Below are 25,939 nucleotides of genomic sequence, written 5' to 3'. Positions count from 1 at the left end.
ACCGACTCAAGGGCGCTCCGCCCGCCCCAGGTAGATCCCGCCGAAAACGCGGGCACCGCGCAGCTGATGCAGCACGGCGAATCCGACATGGCCGCACCAATAGGTCCAGGCGAGATAGGCAAGATAGCGGTGGATGAGCGACAGGCTGGTGATCGCCGCCGGGTGCGGGCCATCGGCCAGTCCGCCAAGCCGCGCGGGAATGAGCATGAACAACAAGACGCCTGTTGCCGCCATGCCCGTCATCGCGAGCAATCCCAGCCCATGCACGAAACTGGACAGGCCGATCTGCGGACCGGCGGCAGGCAATCGCCCGCGCAGCATGCCGGCCATCTCGCCGCCGACCCGTGCGAGGCCGGCGGCATGCCAGGGAAAGAGCAGCCCCAGATCCCGGTGCGAAAAACTCCAAATCCAATGCATCAGAATCACCGCCGCGGCAGCCAGGCCCATGTACTCATGCCAGTGGAAATACAGCAACGTGCCCGGCGTCGATATCCACAGACCGCTGAACAACTGGAACGTCACGCACAAGGTCAGACCCCAATGCAACACCCGGGTGAAACCGTCCCACCGTGCAGCCGCGTCCATTGTCGCCTCCTGGCACCCGCCCGATCATGTTCGGATATGATTACGACGATCGCGCGACAAGGGCGTTCCCGCCGGAGATCACGCGCGCTTGATCGAGGTCATGTGGGCACGCACGCAACGCAGGATGCCGTAATCGTAACACCCCTCCAGCGCCTCGTAGACCGGCTTCATGCGTTCGCCGCCGTGCGTCGAGAAGGCTTCGCGGATCCGCGCGATACTCGCCTCGTCCAGGCCCACCGCCTCGCCCAGCTCGATCTCGCCGCGCGCGACCGCCTCGGCCAGATGGGCGTAGATCGTGGACTGGCTCAACTCACGGCGCTCGGCAATCGCGGGAGCCGTCATGCCCGCGCGAAACAGCATCAGGGTCTCGTCGACGCTGGGCGCCGGCCGCGCCTCGTCGTCGGCATGCGCGCGGACGACGTCCAGAACATCGTTGCCGTAGGCCTCGAGCTTGCGTGCGCCGACGCCACCCAGCTCGCCCAGTTGCGCGAGCGTGTCCGGCCGCGCCTCGACCATTTCCCGCAAGGTGGCATCATGGAAAATCACATAGGCCGGCACGCCCTGGGATTCGGCCAGGCGCTGGCGTAGCTGGCGCAGTCCTGCCCAGAGCTTCGCGTCTGCCGCGTCCGAGAAGTCGGCATCCGCCGTCGCACGCGTCCGCGGGCGCCGCGCGGCCGTCACGCGCTGCACGCGCAGATGCAGGCGCTGTTCGCCACGCAGCACGGGCCGACTCGCCTCGGTGAGCAGCAGACTGCCGTGTCCCTGCAGGTCCACCGTCAGCAGGCCGCGCGCGATCAGCTGACGAAACAGTCCGCGCCAACCGGCGGTATCCAGCTCGCTGCCGATACCGTAGGTGCTCAGGCGGTCGTGCCCCAGCGAGCGCATGCGCTCGCTGTCTCGGCCGAGCAGCACATCGACCACATGATTCACGCCAAATCGCTGCCCGGTGCGGTGCACGCAGGACAGCGCTTTCTGCGCCGCCACCGTGGCATCCCAGGTTTCGGGCGGCGACAGACAGTTGTCGCAATTACCGCAGGGCGCCTCAAGCACATCGCCGAAATAGCGGAGCAGGGCCTCGCGACGGCAGCCCGTCAGTTCGCACAAGCCCAGCATGGCGTCGAGCTTGTGGCGTTCGAGCCGCTTGCGCGTCTCGTCGGCCTCGGAACCGGCCTGCATCTGCCGCAGGGTGATGACATCCTGCAAGCCATAGCTCATCCAGGCATCGGCCGGCAGGCCGTCGCGGCCCGCGCGACCGGTTTCCTGATAGTAGGCTTCGAGACTGCGCGGCAGGTTGAGGTGCGCGACGAAACGCACATCCGGCTTGTCGATACCCATGCCGAAGGCGATGGTGGCAACCATGATCACGCCTTCCTCGCGCAGGAAGCGCGACTGATTCGCCTGCCGCTGCTCGGCCGGCATGCCGGCATGATAGGGCAGCGCGTCCAGCCCCTTCGCGCACAGCCACTCGGCCACCGCTTCCACACGCTTGCGCGATAGGCAATACACGATACCGGCCTCGCCGGCATGCTCCTCGCGGATGAATCCCAGCAGGCGCTGGCGCGCGTCCCCGCTCTCTTCCGAAATGCGATAGCGGATGTTCGGCCGGTCGAAACCGCTGACGAACACCCGCGCCGCATCGAGACCGAGTCGCTCGACGATCTCCTCTCGGGTCGCTTCATCCGCCGTTGCCGTCAGCGCGATCCGGGGTATTTCGGGAAATCGCTCATGCAGCATCGACAACCGGATGTATTCGGGGCGGAAGTCATGCCCCCACTGCGACACGCAATGGGCTTCGTCGATCGCGAACAGCGCCACGCGGATTCCGGCCAGCTGCTCCAGTGTCCGGGGCATCAGCAACCGCTCGGGCGCCACGTAAAGCAGATCCAGTTCGCCCGCCATCAGCTGGGACTCGACCTCGCGCGATGCCTCGGCGCTGAGGCTCGAATTCAGGAATGCCGCGCGCACGCCATTCTGCCGCAGGGCAGCCACCTGGTCCTGCATCAGCGCGATCAGCGGCGACACCACGACGCCAACACCCTCGCGCAGCAACGCGGGAATCTGGTAGCACAGCGACTTGCCGCCCCCCGTCGGCATCAGCACCAGCGCATCGCCGCCAGTGCTCACATGCTCCACGATATCGGCCTGTTCGCCACGGAATCGCTCGTAGCCGAAGACCGTGTGCAACAGGGCTTCGGCTCGCGTGCGCGGCCGCTCAGTCATTGCCATCACAAATCGCCTTGCGGCGCACACGTCGCCAACCCCACCAGAGCGCGCCGGCCAGCAGCAGCACGATCGCCGTCAGGCCCAGATAGAAGGAAAAACGCTCGATCAGCGGCAGATAGTCGAAAAACCGCTTGCCGAGTGCATAGACGCCATATCCCCAGGCACCGACCCAGAGCGCCGCGCCAATGGCGTTGTAGACCAGAAAGCGCCGCCACGGCATGCCGGCGCTGCCAGCGACGATGCCATTGAGCTGGCGCGCACCCTGAAAAAAACGCGCCACCAGCACCACCTCGCCGCCGTAACGCTCGAAAAACCGATGCACCCGGTCGAGCCGCTCGTGCGTGAGGCCCACGCGCTTGCCGTAACGCACCAGCAGGCGCGCGCCGCCGAAGTATCCGATGGCGAACCCGATGTTGTCGCCGATCACCGCACCCAGCCAGGCGAGCATCAGCAAGGGCGCAATCTGCAGCCCGCCTTGGGAGGCGATCAGCGCCGTGCCGATGAGCACCAGTTCCCCCGGCGACGGCAGGGCGAAGTCCTCCAGCAACACCAGAAAGAATACGGCCGCATAACCGTAGGCATGGAAAAAGGCCTGATGCGCCGCGATATATTGCTGTATGTACTGGGCGGTCAAAACAAGGCTCGGTCGGTGAATGCGTCTCGGCGGCGGTCGTGCGGAATGCCGTTTCCCGCGTCCGGTTCGCGAGGCCGGCGAGCACGCGTCAGGCAGGCAGGCGGTTATCATACATTGGGCTGCAGCCCGCGTCAGCGCTCGCTGTCAGAGGCGCCAAACCCTCACACAAACCATTAGCATTCGCCCGAACCATGGGCTAGACTGTAGCCGCTGCAGTCAACGCTAAGGTTGTTTTGGTTGTCCCTTCGGCATCACCCTTAACCCCCTTCGTCTGCAGTCAACAACATCCTTTATTTGGCAACACCAGGTACATATCAAATGGCTACAGGTACTGTGAAGTGGTTCAACGAGTCCAAGGGCTTCGGCTTTATCGCCCAGGACAACGGTGGTGATGACGTCTTCGTGCACTTCAGCGCGATCCAGGCCCAGGGCTTCAAGACCCTGGCGGAAGGTCAGAAGGTGACCTTCGACCTCCAGCAGGGCCCGAAGGGACCCCAAGCGGCGAACGTCGTCGCACAGTAATCAGGGCCCCACGTCCCGGATTATGACGGGACCCTGCGAATAGCAGGGTTCCGTAGTTTGCCTTCCCTGGACCGGCGTCCGCCGCGTTCGATGGTATTTTGTTTTCGTTCCACCCTATCGGTCCGCCGCAGCGCGGATGGTGTGCGACCCCCTAGCCTTCGTCCTTGGGTCGTTTCTTCACACCCAGCTTCGTCCGCGGCGCGGCCGGCGAGATGCCTGCATTGCGTTTGCCTGTCGCCGGCCCAGACTTGCCTCGTTTGGCGGACGCCCGCTCGCTGGGGCGCGTAGCCGGCTTCGCCGCCTTGCCAGCCCCCGCCTTGCCGGCTCCCGCCCTGGCGCCGCCTGCCCGCTTGCCCCCAGTCGAACGCGGCGCACCGGTACGGCGACGCACGGGCGCGAGGCCTGCGTCATCGCCTCCACCCAGTTCGCTGATCTGCAACGGCCGTCCGCATACCCAGACCTTCTGCAGGTGGCGGAAAATGTCTTTCGGCATGCCTTCCGGCAGTTCAACGGTGCTGTAATCGTCGAACAGCTTGATCTGGCCGATGTGGCGACTTTCGACGCCGGCCTCGTTGGCGATCGCGCCAACGATATGCTTGGGCTGCACACCGTGTTCGCGCCCGACGTCGAGACGGTAGCGCACCATTTCCGGCTGCGATTCGCGCTTCGACGTGCGCTTGCGCGGTGCCGGATTGCCGGCATCCACAGAGACGGCTTCACTCCTGCGCGGCGCGGGTTTGTCCGCGACCGGTCGGGGCAGCGCAAACAATGGACGCTCGCGCTGAAGCAGGTAGGCCAGCGCCGCCGCGATCTCGGTCGGACCGACATCGTGTTCGGCCTGATAGGATTCGATCAGGTTCTCGAAGGGTGAAAGCGCCTGCGAGGCCATCACCTCGCCAATGCGCTGCTTGAACTGCGCAACGCGGCGGTCGGTGACGGCTTCGTGGCTGGGCAACTGCATCTGGGAGATCGGCTGGCCGGTCGCGATCTCGATCGCACGCAGCATGCGCCGTTCGCGCGGCGACACGAACAGGATCGCCTCGCCCTTGCGTCCGGCGCGTCCGGTACGTCCGATACGATGCACATAGGCTTCTGTATCGTTGGGAATGTCGTAATTGATGACGTGGCTGATACGCGACACATCCAGTCCGCGCGCGGCCACATCCGTCGCCACCACGATATCGAGGCTGCCCGACTTCAGGCGTTCGACGGTCTTTTCGCGCTGCAGCTGATTCATGTCGCCGTTGAGCGCGGCGCAAGCATAACCGCGCGCCTCCAGCTTCTCGGCCAGTTCGGCCGTGGCGGTTTTCGTGCGCACGAAGACGATCAGCGCGTCGGTATCCTCGACCTCCAGCATGCGTGTCAGCGCATCGAGCTTGTGCGCGCCGCTGACCAGCCAGTAGCGCTGGTTGATGGTCGCCACGGTGGTGGTTTTCGACTGGATGCGGATCTCCACCGGCTCGCGCAGGTGGGTACGCGCCACGCGGCGGATCGCCTCCGGCATGGTCGCCGAAAACAGCGCCACCTGACGTGTCGTCGGCGTATGCGTGAGAATCGCCTCGACGTCGTCGATGAAGCCCATGCGCAGCATTTCGTCGGCCTCGTCCAGCACCAGCGCGGACAGGCCGGAGAGCGAAAGCGTGCGTCGGCGCAGATGATCCTGCACCCGCCCAGGCGTGCCGACGATGACATGTGCGCCGCGCCGCAACTGGCGCAGCTGCGTATCCATGCCCTGGCCGCCGTAGACCGGGAGTACGTGGAAGCCCTTGAGGTGACGGGCATAGGTCTGCATGGCCTCCGCGACCTGGATCGCCAGTTCGCGCGTGGGCGTCAGCACCAGAATCTGCGGCTCCGCCCGCGCGAGATCCAGGCGGCTCAACAACGGCAACGCGAAGGCCGCCGTCTTGCCCGTACCGGTCTGGGCCATGCCGAGCAGATCGCGGCCTTCCAGCAACGGCGGGATGCTTTGCGCCTGAATCGGCGAGGGCGACTCGTAGCCGATCTCTTCGACGGCCTTGAGGATGGCGGGCGCGAGCGCCAGATCGGCGAAACGCGGGGACGGAACTGCTGACATGGGCGGCCTGCTGGCGAGGGCCCGGATTGCGAGAAACGCGGGCCAATGGGAACAAGGGCGCGCATTGTAGCCGAACGGGCGGCCCAATTCGCGGTTTATTTCGAATCGCCGGGCCGGCGACTCAGGCGAACTGCCCGGCCACCCAGCCCGAGGACCAGGCCCACTGAAAATTGTAGCCGCCCAGCCAGCCGGTCACATCCACCACCTCGCCGACGAAATAAAGCCCCGGCACTTCGCGCGCCTCCAGGGTTCTGGAAGACAGCGCATCGGTATCCACGCCGCCAAGCGTCACTTCCGCCTTCGCGTAGCCCAGCGTTCCGGAGGGCGTCAGCGACCAAGTGTTGAGTCGCTCGCCGAGGGCTTCAAGATCGCGACGGGCATAGGTGTCGAGCGGTCGATCGCCCCCCGCGAGCGTGCACCAGGCCTGCGCGAAGCGTCGCGGCAGACGCTCCGACAGCAGAGTGGACAGCAACGCCCGCGAGCGCTGCTGTCCGGCCAGCCAGCGCGCGCCATCCTCGCCGGGCAGCAGATCGATGCGCACCGGCCCCCGAGCGCCGCCGAACTGCCAGTAGCTCGAAGCCTGCAGGATGGCCGGCCCCGAAAGCCCGCGATGGGTCAGCAGCACGCTCTCCTGAAATGCGGGCGAGGATGGCGGCACCCGCGTCATGGCCTCGACCGATACACCGGACAGCGGCTTGAGCGCGGCCAGCAGATCGGGCGGCAGCACGAGCGGCACCAGCGCCGCCATCGGCGGCACCACCGGCAGGCCGAACTGCTCCGCCAGACGGTAACCGAAGGGCGTGGCGCCCATCTTGGGCACGGCCAGTCCGCCGGTCGCGACCACCAGGGACATGCCGCGGAAACGTCCCTGATCGGTGTCGACCTCGAAACGCTCCACCCCGCTGCCGTCGAGCCCGCGAACCGCATGCACCTTGCAGGGCTGCGCCCAACGCACGCCGGCGCCGTCGCAGTCCTGCCGCAGCAGGTCGATGATCGCCTGCGCCGAATCGTCGCAGAACAGCTGACCGTGATCGCGCTCGTGGTAGGCGATGCCCTGTCGCTCGACACGCGCGATGAAGTCCCAGGGAGTGAACCGCGCGAGCGCGGAACGCACGAAATGCGGATTGCGCGATAGATAATGGCCGGGTGCCACCTCGCGGTTGGTGAAATTGCAGCGACCGCCGCCGGACACCCGGATGCGTTCGCCGATCCGCGCGGCATGGTCGATCAGCAGCACCCGACGGCCACGCGCGCCGGCCTCCGCTGCGCACAACATGCCCGCCGCGCCGGCGCCAATCACGATGACGTCGAAACGCACGCAGCCCTCCGCACGGTTATCCGGCTGTCAAACGCTTCCGGTAACTTGGTCATCCCGATGATCGCTTCCGCCCCTTCGCAGCGCCCGGAGTATGCCATGTTTCTGACTTTCGGCTTCGCCCTCGCCACCCTAGGTCTCGCCTATGCCATGCTGCGCTTTTCCCGCCAGCAGACCCGTCTGGGGCGGCTGGCGGCGGCCTTGCCCGCGATCCGCGACTGGCAGGCCGGCCATTCGCTGTCGCTACCGGCCGATACGCCCGCTTTCTCCACCCATCTCGCCCGTCTGCATGACTGCCTGCCGCCGGAATCCCTGTACGCGCTGCGGGAAGCTTGCCTGGCCGGCCATGCCGCGGATCGCAGCCTGATCCCCGGACACAAGCGCGGCGGCACCCTTTCCTACGACACCCTGCTCGAGGTGGCGCCGGCGGTGATCGGACTCTATCTTTCCGAGGAACTGCAGGCGCTGTGTTCGCGGATCGTCGGCGCGTCGCTGATGCCGGTCCCCGTGGGCGATCAGAGCGCTTGCTCCGTATTGCTCTATGAGCGCTCCGGTGATCATATCGGCTGGCACTACGACCACGATTTCTACCGCGGGCGGCATTTCACTGTGCTGCTGTCTATCGAAAATCGCGGCAATGACCGCGGCGGCGTGTCGTCGGCATGGCTAGAAGCTCGGCGCGGCGAATCCGTCGAACGCGTGCCCACGCCGCCCAACACGCTGGTGATTTTCGAGGGTTGTCGCGTGCGACACCGCGTGACGCCACTGGCACGGGGCGAACGTCGCGTGCTCGTCAGCATGACCTACTGCACCGACCCCTCCGCGAGCCTGCTCGCAGACCTCGCGCGGCGCGCCAAGGACATGGCCTATTTCGGGCCGCGCGCGCTGTGGATATGACGCCTCAGCGCCATGCATCGACCGCCTGTCTCGCGGCTGCGTTCGCCGGCCGCGCGATCAGCCCCGTGGCGCCGAGGCTGACACGATACTCGGCACCGGCCGCCATCGGCAGATACACCGAGCTGCCGTACATCGCGTCGACAAATGGCAGGTGCAGCCGCCGCGACCAGCGCCACACGTCCAGGCCACGGTCGCGCGCCAGTGCGTAGACCGTGTGCGGGTCGCGGCGCGCGGCCGCCACCGAGGCATAGCGGCCGGACAGCCTCCGCAACTGATAGAGCGGCTCGAAACCGAGCAGCGCGGCCCAGGCCCGCCACTTGAGCACGCGCGCATCCAGCTGCCAGTCCTGTCCTTTCAAGCGGTAGCTTGCGCGCCCGGCCGGCGTGACGAGCTCGGCGACGAACTCGACGGGGCCCGCCGCCGCAAAGCGGATCACCGCCACCGGCCGCTCGACCGTCAGGCGCTGGTAGCCCGCCAGGTCCAGCGCCGCGAATCCGGCCAGGCCCGCCGCGGCGACCAGGACCAGCCCCACGCCGCCGTGACCGCCGGCACGCAACGGGTGACGCGCGGCGAGGTGATGCCAGCCGCGCCACAACGAGGCCAAGCCAGCCAGAATGAGCGCCAGCGCCATGATCACTACCGCTTCGGTCATGCCTGCTCCCGCTGTGGTCGTGCGCCCGATGATCCAACACACAGCCGGGCCGATCAACGCCACCATCGACTACATTTCGGCATATTTCGATATGCCGAGGTAACCATGCTATGCTCGCCACATGGATCACGTGATCATCTTCAAGGCGCTGTCCAATGCCTCCCGCTTGCAGATTCTCGAACTGCTCAAGGAGCCGGACCGCCATTTTGCCGGGCACGAGGCCATGAGCCGCGTGCACGAATACGGCGTCTGCGTGGGCGCCATCCAGGAAAAGCTCGGTTTATCGCAGTCCACCGTTTCGAGCTATCTCAGTCTGCTGCAGCGTGCGGGCCTGGTCGAGGCGCGGCGCGTGGGAGCCTGGACCTACTACCGCCGCAACGAATCAACCCTGCACGCCCTAGGGAACTTCTTCCAGTCGCAACTCTGAACCTCAACCCGCCCCGCGTTGGCAACCGGACCCCAATATCTATGTTCCTAGATATTGCGAATTGAAAACCCAGACCGGGGGCATGCCGACACCAGGCATGACACCCGACTTCCACTGTCATTCGAAGGAGAAAAAATGTCCGAACAAGCCTTGCTCAAACCCGTCAAACTCGGCCGTTACGCGCTACCCAACCGCGTCGCCATGTCGCCGCTGACGCGCAACCGCGCGGCCAATCCCGAGCTTGCCCCCACCGCGCTGCATGCCACCTACTACACCCAGCGCGCCGGCGCCGGCCTGATCATCAGCGAGGCGAGCCAGATATCGCCGCAGGGCGTCGGCTATCCCAACACCCCCGGCATCTACTCGGACGCCCAGGTGGCCGGCTGGCGCCGCGTCACCGAGTCCGTGCACGCGGCCGGCGGGCATATGTTCTGCCAGCTCTGGCACGTCGGGCGCATCTCGTTGCCGGATTTCCATGGCGGCGAACCGCCGGTGGCACCCTCCGCGATCAATCCCGAAACCACGCTGTACGCACCCGATTTCAGCCAGAAACCGACGGTGACCCCACGCGCACTCGGGACCGAGGAAATCAAAGGCATCGTCGACGATTACGCGCACGCCGCGCGATGCGCGCTTGAGGCCGGCTTCGACGGCGTCGAGGTGCACGCGGCGAACGGCTATCTGCTCAACCAGTTCCTGATCGACACCAGCAACCAGCGCAGCGACGCCTACGGCGGCAGCATCGAAAATCGCGCGCGCATCGTGTTCGAGGTAGTGGATGCGGTGGCGGCCATCTGGGGTGCCGACCGGGTCGGCATCCGCCTGTCGCCCAGCGGCCTGTTCAACATCGGCGCCGGCAGCGACAACCGGGCACAGTTCGACTACGTCGTCGACCGTCTCAACGACTATGCGCTTGCCTATCTGCATCTGATGGAACCCTTCGCCCCGGTGGACGACATCCCCAACATGATCCCTCGCGTGGCCGAACACTATCGCCCGCGCTACCGCGGCACGCTGATGATCAACAACGGCTTCGATCAGGCGAAGGGCAACGCGGTCATTGAAAACGGGCACGCCGATCTGGTCGCCTACGGCCGTCTCTTCATCAGCAACCCGGATCTGCCCGCGCGCTTTGCGGCTGGCGCACCGCTGACCGAGCCGGACCAGGCCACCTTCTATGTCGGCGGTGAAAAGGGCTATATCGATTACCCGACCTACGAAACCGCCTAAGCAACCATGTCACGCGGCGGGCGGGTTTCGGCCCGTCCGCCCGGGGAGGCCTTCATGTCAGCTCAACATCGCCATTTCGCACGGATACTCGAGGGGATGGATGCCAGCGACGGTGCGGGCGTGCGTCTCAAGCGCTATATCGCCCGCCCGGGACTGGAAGCGCTCGACCCCTTCCTGCTGCTGGACGAATTCCGCACCGACCGCGCGGACGACTACATCGCCGGCTTCCCGCCGCACCCCCATCGGGGCTTCGAAACCGTGACCTACATGATCCATGGACGCATGCGGCACCGCGACTCGACCGGCATGGAAGGCCTGCTCACGCCCGGCTCGGTCCAATGGATGACGGCCGGTCGCGGCATCATCCACAGCGAGATGCCGGAAATGGAATCCGGACTGATGTGGGGTTACCAGCTCTGGGTCAATCTCCCGGCCAGTCTCAAGATGAGCGCGCCGCGCTATCAGGACATCGGGCCGGAGCGCATACCCGAAATGACCGACGGCGCCGCGCGCGTGCGCGTCATCGCGGGCGCCCACGGCGGCACGCGCGGAGCGGCCGAAACCCTGACCGAGGTCGCCTACCTCGACGTCGAGCTTGCGGCCGAGGGCCGCTTCACCCGCGCGGAACTGCACGGCCATGCCAGCTTTCTGCTGGTGCTCGATGGCGAATTGCAGGACGTCGTCGGCACGCGCGCGCGCCGCGGCCAGCTTGCGGTCATCACCGGCGAGGGTCCGCTGGCGGTCGAGGCCGACGGCGAGGGCGCACGCTTTCTCTATCTGGCCGGCGCCCCCCTGAAGGAGCCCATCGCCTGGCGCGGGCCCTTCGTGATGAATACGGCGACCGAGCTGCGCCAGGCCTTCGACGACTACCAGAACGGGCGATTTACCGCCCCCGCGCCCGGGAATCAGGATTGATCCGTGGTTTTCCCGACACCTGCTATAGTCAGTCAATAAGTCAAACCAACCTTTCCGTTAGACCGCCCTATTTGTAGAGGCCGCCCTTCGGATGCATCCCCGTAAACGGCGCGAACGCCGTATCAGCGTGATTGCGAGCCTGATCCTCGTCACCCTGACGCTGGTGGCCAGCCTCTCCATTTTCCTGGTCATGGAGCACCAAGCGGAACGCATCGTCAACCGCAGCCTCCAGCTGTCCCTGGAAAGCCGCGTGCGGCTGTTCAATGCCAAGATCCAGCAACGGCTGGAGGCCAGTCAGCTGGTGGCCACCCGCCCGTTCATCATCGCCCAGCTCAAGCAGCTCGACGCCGACCCGCATGACGCCGCCGCCATCAAGGCCGTCCAACTGGCCGCCGACACCCTGCTGCCCACGGGTTTTTCGCTGATCCGCTTCAGCCTGCCTGACCGGCACACCATCGCCGCGGCCGGCATCGCCGCGGTCCACCCAGGTTTGAGCGTGCCGCTCAAGCTGGAAACCACCGCACAACTGTTGTGGAGCGACGGCGGCTTCGTGCTCGCGCAAGAGCGCCCGATGCTGGACGGTCGCCATCGGCTGGTGGGCTACGTCCTGACCGAATCCCGCCTGCCCGAGCTGACCCACATGCTGCGCGATACCGAAGCGCTGGGGCGCACCGGCGAATTGGTCGTCTGCGGCAACGCCAGCAGCGGCATGCAGTGCTTTCCGGCCGCGCTCAGCCGACGCATCTACCGCGACGTCCCGCCCGTGCAAAACGGGCAGCCGCTGCCCATGGCCTACGCCTTCGAAGGCAAGAGCGGGCTGGTCACCACCCGCGACTACCGCGGTCACGAGGTGGTCGCGGCCTATACGCCGCTCGCCCAACTCGGCCTCGGCATGGTACTCAAGGTCGATACCGACGAGCTGTACGCGCCCATCTACGAACAGGTGCGCGAGGTCAGCTACATGCTGCTGTTCTTCCTCGCCGCCGGCCTGCTACTGCTGTACTGGCTGGTCAACCCGCTGGTCCGCAAGCTCGCCATTTCCGAACGCGAGGCACGTCACGCCAGCGAGCGGCTGCGCGACAGCGAAACCCGTACCCGCACCATTCTCGACAATATCGACGAAGGACTGGTCACCCTTGCGGCCAACGGCACCGTCGAATCGCTCAACCCGATGGCCGAGCAGCTGTTCGGCTACGCACCCGGTGCACTGCTGGGCAGCAACATGCTGGACCTGATCGACGCGGACGACCACGCCAAATACCGCGAGCGCATCGAACACTTTACCGCCCGACAGGATCTGCACGCCCCGCCGACCGCCTTCGAACTCGCCATAGCGCACCGCAACGGCAAACGCCTGCCAACCGAGGTCCGTATCAGCGACATGGTGCTGGGCGGGCAACAAAAGTTCATCCTGGCCATCCAGGACATCACTCGCCGCAAGGAAGCCGAAGCCCGCATCCTGCACATCGCATCGCACGATCCACTCACCGGCCTGCCCAACCGCACCCTGCTCGAAGACCGCATCAAGCAGGCGATCCAGTCGCACTATCGGCGCCACGAGCGCTTTGCCGTGATCTACATCGATCTCAACGACTTCAAAACCATCAACGATTCGCTGGGGCACACCATCGGCGACTCGCTGCTGCGCGCCGTGAGCGGGCGCCTGAAGGAATGCCTGCGCCAGGAAGACACGGTGGCGCGCCAGGGGGGCGACGAGTTCATCGTCATCCTGTCCCGCGTCGAACACCCCGACGATGCGGCGACGGCCGTGCAGAAAATCATCCAGACCCTCACCCTGCCCTATTTCATCGAGGGCCATGAGCTGCACAGCGGCGCAAGCCTCGGCATCGCGATCTATCCGGAAGACGGCCACAACGTCACCGCCCTGCTGAAAAACAGCGATACCGCGATGTATCAGGCCAAGGCCCTCGGCCGCAACAACTATCGTTTCTATTCGCCCGAAATGGATGCCAAGGCCGCCGACCGGCTAATGCTGGAAAACAATCTCCGCCGGGCCCTGGAGCGCAACGAGCTGGCGCTGCATTACCAGCCCATCGTGTCGCTGGCAAGCGGCGAAGTCGTCGCCGTCGAGGCGCTGTTGCGCTGGACCCATCCGGTCATGGGCGCCGTTTCGCCGGCGCGCTTCATCCCGGTCGCGGAGGACTCGTCGCTGATTCTGCCGATCGGCGAATGGGTGCTCGAAACCGCCTGTCGGCAAATCCGCGAGTGGGACAGGAGCGGCAGCTTCCATGGGCGCATCGTGATCAATCTATCGCCACGCCAGTTTCGCCAAGGCGATCTGGTCCAGCGCTTCACGCATATCATCAAGCGGACCGGCATCGACCCTCGTCGACTCGGCATGGAGATCACCGAAAGCGTGATCATGGAAAATCTCGACTCGTCCATCCGCATGCTGCAATCGCTCAAGGACATGGGCGTGGAATTTTCGCTCGACGACTTCGGCACCGGTTATTCGAGTCTCAGTTACCTCAAGCGCTTTCCGGTCGACAAGCTCAAGATCGATCAGTCCTTCGTGCGCGATCTGGTCAACGATCACGACGACGAAAGCCTGGTCAAGGCGATCATCGCCATGGCGCACAACCTCAAGATCCGCGTGGTGGCCGAAGGCGTGGAAACCGTCGACCAGCTCGAATTCCTGCGCGAACACCGCTGCGATCTGTATCAGGGCTACTATTTCAGCCGGCCCCTGCCCGCGCACGAACTCAAATTCCCCCAATATCTCCCGCGCCCGAACGAACCAAACGCCGGCTCCAGCCTCTAATCGACAGAATTGATTTACACATCAGTCGATTGGATGGCGATGCCGGCTTGTCCGGCCGCCGTCTCCGCCCCCACCGCGAGGACCGGCGCCCATGGATCCCCTGATCGATATCATCCGCCGCACCCCTGACATACTCGCCACCAGCTTCATCCTGGTGGTCGGACTCGGTGCGCTCGCGGTGGTCGTGCTGTTCGTGATAGACCTGTCGCAGACCGGCAATGCCATCCGCCACAATTTCCCGGTACTCGGCCGTTTCCGCACGCTGTTCACCAAGCTGGGCGAATTCTTCCGTCAGTACTTCTTCGCGCTGGATCGGGAAGAACTGCCGTTCAACCGCGCCGAACGGGAATGGGTCTATCGCTCGGCCCAGGGCGGCAACAACACGGTGGCCTTCGGATCGACGCAGCCGCTGCAGCAGAGCGGCACCCTGCTGTTCGTCAATGCCCCCTTTCCGGTACAGGAGGCCGGCGCGCGCCCCGCCGCGCCGTTGTTGATCGGCGCGGACTGCCCGCAGCCCTACGCCGCGCCGTCGCTGCTCAACATCTCGGGCATGAGTTACGGCGCCATTTCCGCGCCGGCGGTCCGCGCACTGTCGCGCGGCGCGGCGCTCGCAGGCTGCTGGCTGAATACCGGCGAAGGCGGACTTTCCCCGCACCACTTAGAAGGCGGCTGCGACCTCGTGTTCCAGATCGGCACGGCCAAATACGGCGTGCGCGAGGCGGACGGGTCGCTGAGCGAGGCGCGACTGCGCGAGATCGCCGCACACGAACAGGTGCGCATGTTCGAGATCAAACTCAGCCAGGGCGCCAAACCCGGCAAGGGCGGCATCCTGCCGGCGGCCAAGGTAACGCCGGAAATCGCCCGTATCCGCGGCATCGCTGCGGGCACCGACTCGATTTCCCCCAACCGCCACCCGGAAGCCGGCAATACCGCGGAGCTGCTCGATTACATCGCCCGCGTGCGGACTCTGACCGGCAAGCCCACTGGCATCAAATGCGTCATCGGCGATCCGGCATGGGTGGACGAACTGTGCCGGGAAATCCGCGCCCGCGGCCCGGCCGCCGCGCCCGACTTCATCACTGTGGACGGTGCCGAAGGCGGCTCGGGCGCAGCACCGCTCGCCCTGATCGACGCCATGGGACTGCCCATTCGCTGCGCCCTGCCGGCGGTGATCGACGCCCTCGACCACGCCGGGTTGCGCGAACGTGTGCGCGTGATCGCCTCGGGCAAGCTGATCACGCCGGTGGAGATGGCCTGGGCCTTTTGCGCCGGCGCCGATTTCGTCGCCAGCGCCCGCGGATTCATGTTCGCGCTCGGCTGCATACAGGCGTTGCGTTGCAACCGCAACACCTGCCCCACCGGCATCACCACCCACAGCGAGCGCCTGCAGCGCGGCCTCAACCCACAGGAAAAGGCCGTGCGCGTGGCCAATTACGTCGCGGAAATGCGCGCGGGACTGGCCATGATCGCGCACAGCTGCGGCGCCGCCCATCCGCGGGCGCTGGAACGCAGGCACTGCCTGCTCGTCGGCGGCACACCCACGCCGGTATCCCTCGCCACCTCGGCCGGCACGCCGCGGTGACGCGACGCGTCCCTCCATTTTCGCCTGACCCACGGGGTATCCATGCAACGATTTCATGACATCAAGGCCGCCGAACTGCTCGTGCGCGCGCTCGAACACGAGGGCGTGGAATACATCTTCGGCGTACCGGGCGAGGAAAATCTCGATCTGATCGAAGCGCTCAGGCGTTCGTCCATCCGGCTGATCGTCACCCGCCATGAACAGGCTGCCGGCTTCATGGCCGCCACCTATGGCCGCCTCACCGGCAGGGCCGGCGTCTGTCTCGCAACGCTAGGCCCCGGCGCCACCAATCTGGTGACCGCGGCCGCCTACGGGCAGCTCGGCGCCATGCCAATGCTGATGATCAGCGGCCAGAAACCCATCCGCAAGAGCAAGCAGGGGCGCTTCCAGATCATCGACGTGGTCGAAATGATGCGCCCGATCACCAAGTCCGCGCGCCAGATCGTCTCGGCCCACGCCATACCCGCACTGGTGCGCGAGGCCTTTCGCGTGGCCCAGGAGGAACGCCCCGGCGCCGTGCTGCTGGAACTACCTGAAGACATCGCGGGCGAAATCGTAGGCGAGGCGCACCTGTTCGACATCGCCGTACCGCGCCGACCCGCGCCGGATCCGCAGGCACTCGACTGGGCCCTTGAAATGATCGCCGAGGCTCGCCGCCCGCTGCTGCTGATCGGCGCCGGAGCCAACCGCAAACGCATCATCGAGCCGCTGCGGCGTTTCGTGGACAAGACCGGCATCCCGTATTTCAACACCCAGCTCGGCAAGGGCATCATCGGCGAGCACCACCCGCGCTATATCGGTACCGCCGCGCTCTCGGCGGGCGATTACGTGCACTGCGCGATCGAGCGCGCCGATCTGGTGATCAACGTCGGCCACGACGTGGTGGAAAAACCGCCGTTCCTGATGACGCCGGGCGGCGCGCGCGCCATCCATGTCAATTACAGCAGCGCCATCGTCGACGAGGTCTATTTCCCGCAGCTGGAACTGATCGGCGACATCGCCGCCACCTTCGAGCACCTGGCCGAACGCATACAACCCTCGCCCAGGCACGAGTTCGATTATTTCCTGCGCATGCGCGAGGAAGTGCTCGCACATATCAGCGACCTCAACGACGACGCGCGCTTTCCGCTGGCGCCGCAGCGCATCGTCGCCGACGTGCGTCGCGCCATTCCCGCGGACGGACTCGTCACCCTCGACAACGGCATGTACAAGATCTGGTTCGCGCGCAATTACCTCACCGATCACTCCAACGGGCTGCTGCTCGACAACGCCCTGGCCACCATGGGCGCAGGACTGCCGTCGGCCATCCTCGCCGCCCTGCTCAACCCCTGCCAGCGCGTGCTTTCTGTGTGCGGCGACGGTGGTTTCATGATGAACAGCCAGGAACTCGAAACCGCGGTTAGACTCGGCATCGATCTCGTGATACTAGTGCTGCGCGACGATGCCTTCGGCATGATCCGCTGGAAGCAGGCCGTTTGCGGGCACGCCGACTGGGGACTGCAATTCGGCAACCCCGACTTCGTCCGCTATGCCGAAAGCTATGGCGCCGGCGGACACCGCGTCGCCGACGGCAATGCCCTGGCGCCGCTGATCGAGCGCTGTTTCGCGCTGGGCGGGGTACAGTTGATCGAGGTGCCGGTCGACTACAGCGAAAACGCCCGCGTGCTGACCGACGAACTGACCGCGAAGACCTGCCTCGTCTGAGGCGGCTCGCAAAACGAGGAAATCCTATGCCATTTCGCAGCATCAACCCCGCGACCGGCGAGACGGTCGCGACCCACGACGCCATGTCCGGCGCGCAGATCGACGACGCCCTCAATCGCGCCGTGGCGGCCCAACGCGAGTGGGCGGCCATGCCGATGAGCGAACGCGCGCGCCACATGCACGCGCTGTCCGACCACCTGCTGGCCGGCAAAGCCGAATTCGCCGCGCTGATGAGCCGCGAGATGGGCAAGCTGTATGCGCAAGGCATTGCCGAGATCGAGAAATGCGCCTGGGTCTGCCGCTTCTACGCCGACCAGGCCGAGGCCTTTCTGGCGCCCGATCCGATCGAAACGGAGGCCTATCGCAGCTACGTCAATTTCCGCCCCCTGGGCGTCGTGCTCGCCATCATGCCCTGGAACTACCCCTTCTGGCAGGTACTGCGCTTCGCGGCGCCTGCGCTGATGGCCGGCAACGGGGCCGTACTCAAGCATGCCCCCAACGTGTTCGGCTGCAGCCTCGCGATCGAAGCGCTGTTCCGCGAGGCGGGTTTTCCGGAACATCTGTTCCGCAGCCTGCTGGTCGACATTCCCGAAACCACCGCGGCGATTCACGACCCGCGCATCGCCGCCGTCAGCATCACCTCCAGCGTGCGCGCCGGCCGTGCGGTAGCCGCCGAGGCCGGGCGCGCGCTGAAAAAATGCGTACTGGAGCTTGGCGGTTCCGACCCCTTCATCGTGCTTGAGGATGCCGATCTGGCACGCGCCGTCGAGGTCGGCATCACCGCCCGCTTCCAGAACAGCGGCCAAAGCTGCATCGCCGCCAAGCGCTTCATCGTGGTCGACGAGGTGTACGACGCCTTCGAGCGCCGTTTCGTCGACGCCGCGAGCAGCCTGAGCATGGGCGATCCCCTGGATGCCAAGACCCAGATCGGCCCGCTGGCGCGAGTGGACCTGCGCGACGAACTGGCCGATCAGGTACGCCGCAGCGCACTCGCCGGCGCGCGCATTCTGACCGGCGGCGAGGTGCCCGCAGGCCTCGGTGCGTTTTACCCGCCCACCGTGCTTGCGGGCGTGGAGGCGGGCATGGCGGCCTGGTCGGAAGAACTGTTCGGACCGGTCGCCACACTGATCCGCGTGCGCGACGAAGTCGAGGCCATCCGCGTGGCCAACGCCACCGAGTTCGGGCTTTCCGGTGCCGTGTGGACACGGGATCTGGCGCGCGGCGAACGCATCGCGGCGCAGCAGATCGAATCTGGCGCCGCCTTCGTCAACAGCATGTCGAAGTCCGATCCACGCATGCCCTTCGGCGGCATCCGCCATTCGGGCTACGGCCGCGAGCTGTCGATCTACGGCATCCGCGAATTCGTCAACATCCACGCCGTCTGGGTGGAGGCGCCGGACTGACGGCGCTCAGCCACGCTGGGCCATCGACAGCAGCAGCCCCAGACCGATGAACAGCCCGCCACTGAGCCGGTTGAGCGCCCGTCCGCGATCCGCGCGACCGAACCACGACGCAAGTCGGGTGCCGCCGAAGGCGTAGGCCACCTGCCATGCGACCTCGAAGGTCACGAAGGTGCCGCAGAGCAGCGCATATTGCACCGGCTGCGGCCGCGCGGGATCGATGAACTGCGGGAACAGGGCACCGAAAAAGACGATGGCCTTGGGGTTGCTGGCGGCGACCCAGAATCCCTGGCCGAACAGCCGGTGCAAGGGCCTGCGCCCGGCGACGCGGGCGATATCGGGCGTCAGCGCCAACTCGCTTGCGCCCGTCCGCCAGGTCTTGATGCCGAGATAGACCAGATAGGCCGCCCCGATCCATTTGAGCGTTTCGAATGCCGGTTCGGAGGTGGCCAGCAAGGCACCGAGCCCCGTGGCGGACGCCAGCATCATCAGGATCAGCGCACTGATGGCGCCGAACGTGGTGGCCAGCGTCCGCCGCACGCCATGCTGCATGCCGTGCGTCGCGGCGAGCAACATGCAGGGACCCGGAATCATGCTGAGCACGAATACCGTCAGGGCGTAGATCGACCAAAGCTGCAGGCTCATGCACCACCTCGCAACGGCAAGGAACGAGCGCGCATCCTAGCGCCGCTCGCTGAACCAGAACAGCAGCGCGAGCAGCGGCGCCGCTGCGCCAACCGCAGACACGCCAACCCAGCCGGCCAGGCTGTAGGCGTAGGCCGCGCCGGCGGATCCGGCGGCGCCGCCGGCGAAATAGCAGGTCATGTAGGCGGTGGTCAGGCGGCTGCGCGCGGCCGCATCGAGCTGGTAGATCGCGCTCTGATTGAGAATCTGCGTCCCCTGCACGCCAAGATCGAGCACCACGACGCCGACCACCAACGCGAGCAGGGCATGCGGAAACGCACCCATCAGCAGGAAAGCCAGCATCACCAGCGCGATGAAGCCGCCGGTGGCGATGCGGGCGTGGCCGCGATCGTGCAGATGCCCGGCGAACGAGGCGGCCATCGCGCCGGCCACTCCGAGCAGGCCGAAGGCACCGATGCGCGCCAGGCTGTAACCGTAGGGCGGCGCTGCCAGCAGGAAGGGCAAGGCGGTCCACAGGGCGCTGAAGCTCGCGAAGACGCAGAGGCCGTAGACGATGCGCCGGCGCAGCACCGGCTCGTCGCGCAGCAGGTGCAGGACCGAACGCAGCAATGCCGGATAGGACACTCGCGCCTTGCCCGGATCCCGCGGCAACACGCGCGCGAGCACCGCGGCCTGGATCAGCATCGCACCGGCGGCGACCCAGAACATGCTGCGCCAGCCGAAGGCGTCGGACATCAGCCCGGAGACCGTGCGCGCCAGCAGGATGCCAAGCAATAGCCCGCTCATCACCCTGCCGACCACGCGACCGCGCGCGTGATCGGCGGCCAGATGGGCGGCGAAGGGCACGAGAATCTGCACCACCACGGAGGTGACGCCGATCGCCAGCGAGGCGGCGAAGAACAGCTCGATGTTCGGCGCCAGGGCGGCGCAGATCAGGGCGATGCTGGTCAACAGCGTGACCGTCACCACCAGCCCGCGTCGCTCGACCAGATCGCCGAGCGGCACCAGCAGCATCAGGCCGGCGGCATAACCCAGCTGGGTGACGGTGACGATCAGACCCGCGGTATGAATCGGCACGCCGAAGGCCTTGGCCAAGGTGTCGAGCAGCGGCTGCGCATAGTAGATGTTGGCGACCGTGACGCCGGTTGCGACGGCCATGGTCAGTACGAGGGCCGGGCTGATGCCCTGATTGCGGGCGACCGGGGCGGTTTCGAGGGCAGGAGGTTGGCTCACGGGGCATGCCGATCTTTCGACTGGGGCGGGCAGGATACGCCACCTGCGCGCGTACCGGAATCCCGGCGCGCGCACTCCCCGCTCAACCCGCTGCGGCCGCCTCGTAAACGCCTTCCAGCACCCGCTGGATTTCACGCTCCACGGCATCGGCCAGCAATACGGCCGCATCCGCCGGCAGCCGGGAAGCCACCGCATCGGTCAGTATCGGCGGATAACGATCCAGCAGCGCGCCCAATCCGGGCAACCGCGGCGCCACGGCGCGCAAAGGCGATTCGTCGCCCGCGCTCGTGACGGTACCTGTCTGCAACCGGCCGCGCAGACCGCGCGCCCAGAGCAAATGACCCGCGTAGGCGGGCATCAACGGATCGCCCGCAGTCGTGGCATCGAATGCCGGCCGATGCGATGCCAGCTCCTCGCCGCTCAGGGGAGGCGAGAGGAAGTAGCCCTGCACGCGATGGACGCCCAGGGTCTGCACCGCCGCCAACGTCTCGGGCGAGTCGACACCCTCCACCACCAGCGATACGCCAAGACTCTGCGCCAGATCGACGAGGCCCAGCAGAAAACGCAGATCGGCGGGACGTCGATCAAGGCCGATACCGAAACCGCGATCGAGCTTGAGGCTGTCGAACGGCAGGCTCCTCAATCGCTCCAGGCTGGCATAGGCGCTGCCAAGATCATCGAGGGCGAGGCCGATACCGAGCGCCTTGAGCGTCTGCAGGCGCTCGCGCATCGCCGGATCGGCGAAAAGTCGGCCGCTGTCGATGATTTCGATGGTCAGACGCGCGGGGTCTATATCGTGCGCCTCCAGGCGCGACTGGATCGCCAGCGCCGTGCTCGGCGCCAGCAGGTCCAGAGGCTCGAAATTGACGGAAACGCCGAGCGACAGCCCCGCACCCTCCCAACGACGCAACTGGGCCAGCGCCTGATCGAGCACCACGAAACTGGTCCTGCGCACATCCACCGGGGCCAGTTGGGCGAGAAAATCGTCCGGTCCCCTCGTGCCCTGGCGATGATGCAGCCGCGCCAGCGCCTCGACGCCGCTCATGCTACGCGCCGGCAATTCGATCACGGGCTGGTAGTACACCGTCAGATCCTGCGGCGCCAGCCGCTTGAGCGGTTGCGGCATCTGGCCGGCCTCCGGCAGGGGTTCGGCCGCATCGTGGACGGCAGGATTGTAGGCGTACAGCGTATAGAACAGCCCGCGCACCCGGTCCCGTCCCTTGGCGGCATAAAGCGCGTGATCGGCATGCCGCATCAGATCGCGCGGCTTGGAGTCGTCCAGCGGATAAAGGGTGAGGCCGAGGCTTGCCTTCATGTCCACCTCGTGCTGCCCCACATGGAACGGCGCATCGAACACGCTGCCGATGCGCTCCAGCAGTTGCTCGACATCGGCCCAGCGACGAATATCCTCCATCAACAACACGAATTCGTCGCCGCCCAGCCGCGCGAGAAAATCGGAGCTGCGCAACACCCGGCGCAGCCGATCCGCAAGCTGACGCAGCAGCAGATCGCCGACGTCGTGCCCGTAGGTATCGTTGACCGCCTTGAAACCGTCCAGGTCGAGCAGCCCGATGGCCAACAGGGTCTGCTGGCGCAGTGCGCGGGGCAGACAGGCCTCCAGACGCTGATCGAGGGCGAAGCGGTTCGGCAGGCCGGTGAGGAAATCGCGCGTCGCGGCCTGCTGCAACGCCATCTCGCGCTCCTTGAGCGCGGTGATGTCGGTGAACACGCCGACATAGTGCAGAACCGTGCCCTGGTCATTGCGTACCGCGCTGATGCTCAGCTGTCCAGGGTAGGCCTCGCCGTTGCGGCGGCGGTTCCAGAGTTCGCCCTGCCAGCAGCCGACGGTTTCGAGTGCTTCGCGCATTTCGCCGTAGCCGTCCTGGTCGTGGCGGTCGGAACGCAGCAGTTCCAGGGTCTGCCCGAGTACTTCGTCGCGGTCATGGCCGGTGATGCGGACGAAGGCCGGATTGACGTTGAGCATGCGCAGACCGGCATCGGTGAACACGACGCCCTCCTGCATGTTTTCGACCACGCTGGTCATCTGCCGGCGATAGATTTCCTCCCGCATGCGGTCGGACACGTCCGTCTGCAGGCCGATGTAATGAGTCAGCTCGCCCTCGTCCGACACCACGGGTGACAGGGATATCTCGTTCCAGAAGTGATGGCCATCCTTGTGCCGGTTCTGCAGCACCACCGTCGCGGGCCGACGAGCCTCGATCGCGTCGCGCAGCAGCGCGCGCACGGCGGCGTCCGCGGTATCGTCCTGCAACATGCGGCAATTACGCCCGAGGACCTCTGCCGCGGTATAGCCCGTGATGCGCGTGAAGGCCGGGTTGACGTAGATAAGCGGCTGCTCCGGCTGGCGCATGTCCGCAATGGAAATGCCCTGCTGCGCCGCCTCGATCGCACGGGATTCCAGATGCAGATCGGCCAGGGCATCGCGCAGCTCGCGTTCGCGGGCCTGACGCTCGATCGCGAGACCCAGTGTGCGCGCACCGCGCTCCAGCACCGGCAGCAGTCGTTCGAAGTCGACCACGCGCGCGAAGCTATTGGTCGCCAGTACGCCCCAGATCGAGCCGCCTACGGGGATCGGGCTCATGGCCACCAGACGCAGGCCATAGGCATCGACCTGCTCACGCCACTCCCGCATCCCCGGGTTATCGAGAATTCCCTCCTGCTGGTAGTCCTCGCGCCATTGCGATTCGCCGCTCTCCATGACGCGGTCGATCAGCATCGGCATGCCGGCCGCCTGAGCCGCACGGTGCGCATCGAGATAGATCGCCTTGATTTCCGGACTCACGCCTCGACTGGCCAACACCTCCAGCGCCCCGTTCGGCTGCTTGCGCCCGACCCAGACGAAGGGGAACAGCGACGACTCGTGCAGGATGCCGACGAAACGATCGGCAATTGCGGCCTCATCGGCACCCGGGTCGAAGGTCTCATGCGAACGGACGATGGCGTCGAGCAGGCACGCATAGGCCTGCTCCGACGCTTGGCCGCGGCAGCGCTGGAGGGCAAGCGCGAGCAGGCGTGCGAAATGCGTCCAAACGGGCACGTCGCAATCCGCGAACACACCCACCCGGCGGCTATGGAACACGAGACAGTCCTGCGGATCCGCATCCCCGGACAGGGGAAAAATTGCGGCCGACGCCCACTCGGGGTAGACCTCGCGCCACGCCTCCGCCCGGGGGTCCGTCGCCCAGTCGCTCACGACGGCAAGCGGCCCAGGGTGTGTCAAAACGTGAACCAAGAGAGTCCCATTTGATCTAAGTTTGAAGGCAGATTTCTGGGGGCGGGATGAAGCGTTTTATTGAAGGTCAGAGCCGTACGCAAAGCGTCTTGTTTCCAGAAGTCCTTGATGATTATGTCAGCGATGCCAACCCGGTTCGTGTGGTTGATGTCTTTGTCGATGAACTGGATCTGGGTGCGCTGGGATTTGCCGGGGTTGAGCCGGCGTCTACGGGACGTCCCGGTTACCATCCGGCCGTTCTTCTCAAGCTTTACATCTATGGGTATCTCAACCGGGTGCAATCCTCGCGTCGTCTTGAGCGTGAGGCCCAGCGCAACGTCGAGCTGATGTGGCTGACCGGTCGCCTGATGCCGGATCACAAGACCATTGCCCGCTTTCGCCAGGAACATGGACAGGCCATCGGTAATGTCTGTCGCCAGTTTGTGTATCTGTGCCGTCAGCTGGGTTTGTTCTCCGAAGCCCTGGTGGCCATCGACGGGAGCAAGTTTAAGGCGGTGAACAACCGGGACCGGAACTTCACGAAGGCTAAGCTCAAGCGTCGAATGGAAGAGATCGACAAGAGCATCCAGCGTTATCTGGTGGATCTGGACACGGCCGATCGTCAGGAAGATGAGGTGGCCCGGGCCCAGTCAGGGCGTCTTCAGGACAAGATCTTAGCGCTCAAGTCACAGATGAAGCAGCTGCAGGCCATCGAGACCGAACTCAATGCGAGTCCAGATGGCCAACTCTCACAGACCGATCCGGATGCACGTTCCATGAAGAGCCGTGGCGCAGGGATCGTTGGTTATAACGTCCAGACTGCGGTTGATGCGCAACATCACCTGATTGTCGCCCATGCGGTGACCTCGCACGGCAGTGATCGTGACCAGCTCACAACGATGGCAGAACACGCTCGAACGGCCACGGGTGAAACGGATCTGACAGTCATTGCGGATCGGGGGTATTACAAAAGCGAACAGATCCTGGCCTGTCATGAGGCGGGCATTACCGCCATCGTGCCGAAGACCACGACGTCGGGCGCCCGAGCTGATGGCCGCTTCGACAAGGCGGACTTTATCTATGATGCGACCAACAATGAATATCGCTGTCCTGCCGGACAACGTTTGATCTGGCGTTATGTCAGCACAGAAGGTGGCCTGAAGATCCATCGTTACTGGAGCTCACATTGCCCACGGTGCGACATTAAATCCCAATGCACGCCCGGTGATTATCGACGGGTCAGTCGTTGGGAGCATCAGGATGTCCTCGAAGCCATGCAAAGACGTCTGGATCAGGCGCCGCAGAGCATGCGCATCCGAAGACAAACGGTCGAGCATCCATTCGGAACGATTAAATCATGGATGGGCCACACGCACTTCCTGACCCGAACCCTGGAACATGTGAGTACCGAGATGAGCCTGCATGTATTGGCCTACAACCTCAAGCGCATGATGAACCTGATGGGAACGCAAAACCTGATCCAGGCCATCCAGGCTGGGTGAAACCCGGCGCGCCAATCCCTTCTTTATTCAGCACCACAGGTTTCTACTGAAGGGGCCAGCTGATTAGCTTAAGACCCAGATCGGCGGTTTTGACACGGCCTCGGCCACTCGCAAGCGAAAGGTGGCAGCCGCTTCCCGCGCCCGGCACGCTCATGCGGCGCCCCCTCATCCGCCGCATCGGTCCCGGCCGTGAGAGCGGGCTGGAGCCGGCCGTCACTGTCGGCGCAGCCGTACCACCCGCCGTCGATACCCGGGAAGCGGGTCGCCGCCTCCAGCATGCCTTGCAGCAGCGAGCGCTTGTCGGCCGCCGTCAACAGCAGAGGTTCCAGCGCCTGAATCAGTCGGGTCAGTTCTCCTGATGCATCCTTCATTTGCGCCACTGCAC

20 protein-coding genes are annotated in these 25,939 nt (G+C 65.5%); 10 read left to right on the top strand and 10 right to left on the bottom strand.

All coding sequences use genetic code 11. The features are described from left to right. Positions 1 to 6 precede the first annotated feature (6 nt). The 3 genes from THPRO_RS13715 to THPRO_RS13705 form a co-directional block, all read right to left on the bottom strand. On the bottom strand, positions 7 to 585 hold the full coding sequence (locus THPRO_RS13715; protein WP_038090890.1) for a cytochrome b/b6 domain-containing protein: 579 nt from the start codon (positions 583 to 585) through the stop codon (positions 7 to 9). 78 nt (positions 586 to 663) lie between these two features. Further along, entirely contained in the window at positions 664 to 2,805 is a 2,142-nt protein-coding gene (gene recQ / locus THPRO_RS13710) for a DNA helicase RecQ (protein WP_065089760.1), read from the bottom strand. Next, the gene (locus THPRO_RS13705) at positions 2,798 to 3,442 is read right to left on the bottom strand and encodes a DedA family protein (protein WP_052064460.1); all 645 of its coding nucleotides are present in this window, start codon (positions 3,440 to 3,442) and stop codon (positions 2,798 to 2,800) included. Before THPRO_RS13705 ends, recQ begins: the two co-directional genes overlap by 8 nt. Positions 3,443 to 3,760: 318 nt before the next feature. On the opposite strand from THPRO_RS13705, the gene cspE reads away from it, so the two are divergent. Beyond that, positions 3,761 to 3,964, top strand: a complete 204-nt coding sequence (gene cspE / locus THPRO_RS13700; protein ID WP_038090891.1) for a transcription antiterminator/RNA stability regulator CspE — start codon at positions 3,761 to 3,763, stop codon at positions 3,962 to 3,964. 151 nt (positions 3,965 to 4,115) lie between these two features. Here cspE and THPRO_RS13695 read toward each other — a convergent pair whose 3' ends face one another. Continuing rightward, complete coding sequence (locus tag THPRO_RS13695) at positions 4,116 to 6,038, bottom strand: DEAD/DEAH box helicase (protein WP_065089759.1); 1,923 nt, start codon at positions 6,036 to 6,038, stop codon at positions 4,116 to 4,118. Positions 6,039 to 6,159: 121 nt separating this feature from the next. Next, positions 6,160 to 7,356, bottom strand: a complete 1,197-nt coding sequence (locus THPRO_RS13690; protein WP_038090898.1) for a BaiN/RdsA family NAD(P)/FAD-dependent oxidoreductase — start codon at positions 7,354 to 7,356, stop codon at positions 6,160 to 6,162. A gap of 96 nt (positions 7,357 to 7,452) precedes the next feature. On the opposite strand from THPRO_RS13690, the gene THPRO_RS13685 reads away from it, so the two are divergent. Beyond that, the gene (locus tag THPRO_RS13685) at positions 7,453 to 8,250 is read left to right on the top strand and encodes a 2OG-Fe(II) oxygenase (protein WP_161489991.1); all 798 of its coding nucleotides are present in this window, start codon (positions 7,453 to 7,455) and stop codon (positions 8,248 to 8,250) included. Between the two features lie 4 nt (positions 8,251 to 8,254). Here the strand turns inward: THPRO_RS13685 and THPRO_RS13680 are convergent, their stop codons facing one another. Beyond that, positions 8,255 to 8,902 (bottom strand): hypothetical protein, encoded by a 648-nt coding sequence (locus THPRO_RS13680; RefSeq protein WP_038090921.1) that lies wholly within the window; start codon positions 8,900 to 8,902, stop codon positions 8,255 to 8,257. Positions 8,903 to 9,023: 121 nt separating this feature from the next. Here THPRO_RS13680 and THPRO_RS13675 point away from each other — a divergent pair, with 121 nt between their 5' ends. The 7 genes from THPRO_RS13675 (at position 9,024) to THPRO_RS13645 (ending at position 18,945) form a co-directional block, all read left to right on the top strand. Then, on the top strand, positions 9,024 to 9,329 hold the full coding sequence (locus tag THPRO_RS13675) for an ArsR/SmtB family transcription factor (RefSeq protein WP_065089758.1): 306 nt from the start codon (positions 9,024 to 9,026) through the stop codon (positions 9,327 to 9,329). 135 nt (positions 9,330 to 9,464) lie between these two features. Then, positions 9,465 to 10,559 carry an alkene reductase gene (locus tag THPRO_RS13670; protein WP_038090922.1) on the top strand — a complete coding sequence of 365 codons (1,095 nt, stop codon included), beginning with the start codon at positions 9,465 to 9,467 and terminating at the stop codon, positions 10,557 to 10,559. A gap of 54 nt (positions 10,560 to 10,613) precedes the next feature. Then, positions 10,614 to 11,474: a pirin family protein gene (locus THPRO_RS13665; protein ID WP_038091032.1), complete on the top strand. Its 861-nt coding sequence runs from the start codon at positions 10,614 to 10,616 to the stop codon at positions 11,472 to 11,474. A 91-nt stretch (positions 11,475 to 11,565) separates the two neighbouring features. Next, positions 11,566 to 14,256, top strand: a complete 2,691-nt coding sequence (locus tag THPRO_RS13660) for a putative bifunctional diguanylate cyclase/phosphodiesterase (protein ID WP_052064463.1) — start codon at positions 11,566 to 11,568, stop codon at positions 14,254 to 14,256. Between the two features lie 91 nt (positions 14,257 to 14,347). Then, a complete protein-coding gene (locus THPRO_RS13655; RefSeq protein ID WP_052064464.1) occupies positions 14,348 to 15,838 on the top strand; it encodes an FMN-binding glutamate synthase family protein in 1,491 nt (496 codons plus the stop codon). 42 nt (positions 15,839 to 15,880) lie between these two features. Further along, positions 15,881 to 17,542 carry an acetolactate synthase large subunit gene (locus THPRO_RS13650; RefSeq protein ID WP_065089757.1) on the top strand — a complete coding sequence of 554 codons (1,662 nt, stop codon included), beginning with the start codon at positions 15,881 to 15,883 and terminating at the stop codon, positions 17,540 to 17,542. Between the two features lie 26 nt (positions 17,543 to 17,568). Next, positions 17,569 to 18,945 carry an NAD-dependent succinate-semialdehyde dehydrogenase gene (locus THPRO_RS13645; protein ID WP_052064465.1) on the top strand — a complete coding sequence of 459 codons (1,377 nt, stop codon included), beginning with the start codon at positions 17,569 to 17,571 and terminating at the stop codon, positions 18,943 to 18,945. 6 nt (positions 18,946 to 18,951) lie between these two features. Here THPRO_RS13645 and THPRO_RS13640 read toward each other — a convergent pair whose 3' ends face one another. The 3 genes from THPRO_RS13640 to THPRO_RS13630 all read right to left on the bottom strand — a co-directional run bounded on the left by THPRO_RS13640 (position 18,952) and on the right by THPRO_RS13630 (position 24,034). Continuing rightward, positions 18,952 to 19,587, bottom strand: coding sequence for a LysE family translocator (locus THPRO_RS13640; protein ID WP_038090928.1), 636 nt, complete (start codon positions 19,585 to 19,587; stop codon positions 18,952 to 18,954). Positions 19,588 to 19,623: 36 nt separating this feature from the next. Then, positions 19,624 to 20,820: an MFS transporter gene (locus tag THPRO_RS13635; RefSeq protein ID WP_038090930.1), complete on the bottom strand. Its 1,197-nt coding sequence runs from the start codon at positions 20,818 to 20,820 to the stop codon at positions 19,624 to 19,626. A gap of 82 nt (positions 20,821 to 20,902) precedes the next feature. Then, a complete protein-coding gene (locus tag THPRO_RS13630) occupies positions 20,903 to 24,034 on the bottom strand; it encodes a putative bifunctional diguanylate cyclase/phosphodiesterase (protein WP_065089756.1) in 3,132 nt (1,043 codons plus the stop codon). Positions 24,035 to 24,120: 86 nt separating this feature from the next. Between THPRO_RS13630 and THPRO_RS13625 the strand changes: the two genes are divergently transcribed. Then, positions 24,121 to 25,554 carry an IS1182 family transposase gene (locus tag THPRO_RS13625; RefSeq protein WP_065089110.1) on the top strand — a complete coding sequence of 478 codons (1,434 nt, stop codon included), beginning with the start codon at positions 24,121 to 24,123 and terminating at the stop codon, positions 25,552 to 25,554. 68 nt (positions 25,555 to 25,622) lie between these two features. On the opposite strand, the gene THPRO_RS17055 is transcribed toward THPRO_RS13625, so the two are convergent. Then, the gene (locus tag THPRO_RS17055) at positions 25,623 to 25,925 is read right to left on the bottom strand and encodes a hypothetical protein (protein WP_065089755.1); all 303 of its coding nucleotides are present in this window, start codon (positions 25,923 to 25,925) and stop codon (positions 25,623 to 25,625) included. Between the last annotated feature and the right edge of the window lie 14 nt (positions 25,926 to 25,939).

The sequence above is a fragment of the Acidihalobacter prosperus genome (assembly GCF_000754095.2).
GTDB classification, from domain to species: Bacteria; Pseudomonadota; Gammaproteobacteria; order DSM-5130; family Acidihalobacteraceae; genus Acidihalobacter; species Acidihalobacter prosperus.
The sequence above is the reverse complement of the archived record's forward strand: the minus strand, read 5'-3'. Positions and strand labels throughout refer to the sequence as shown.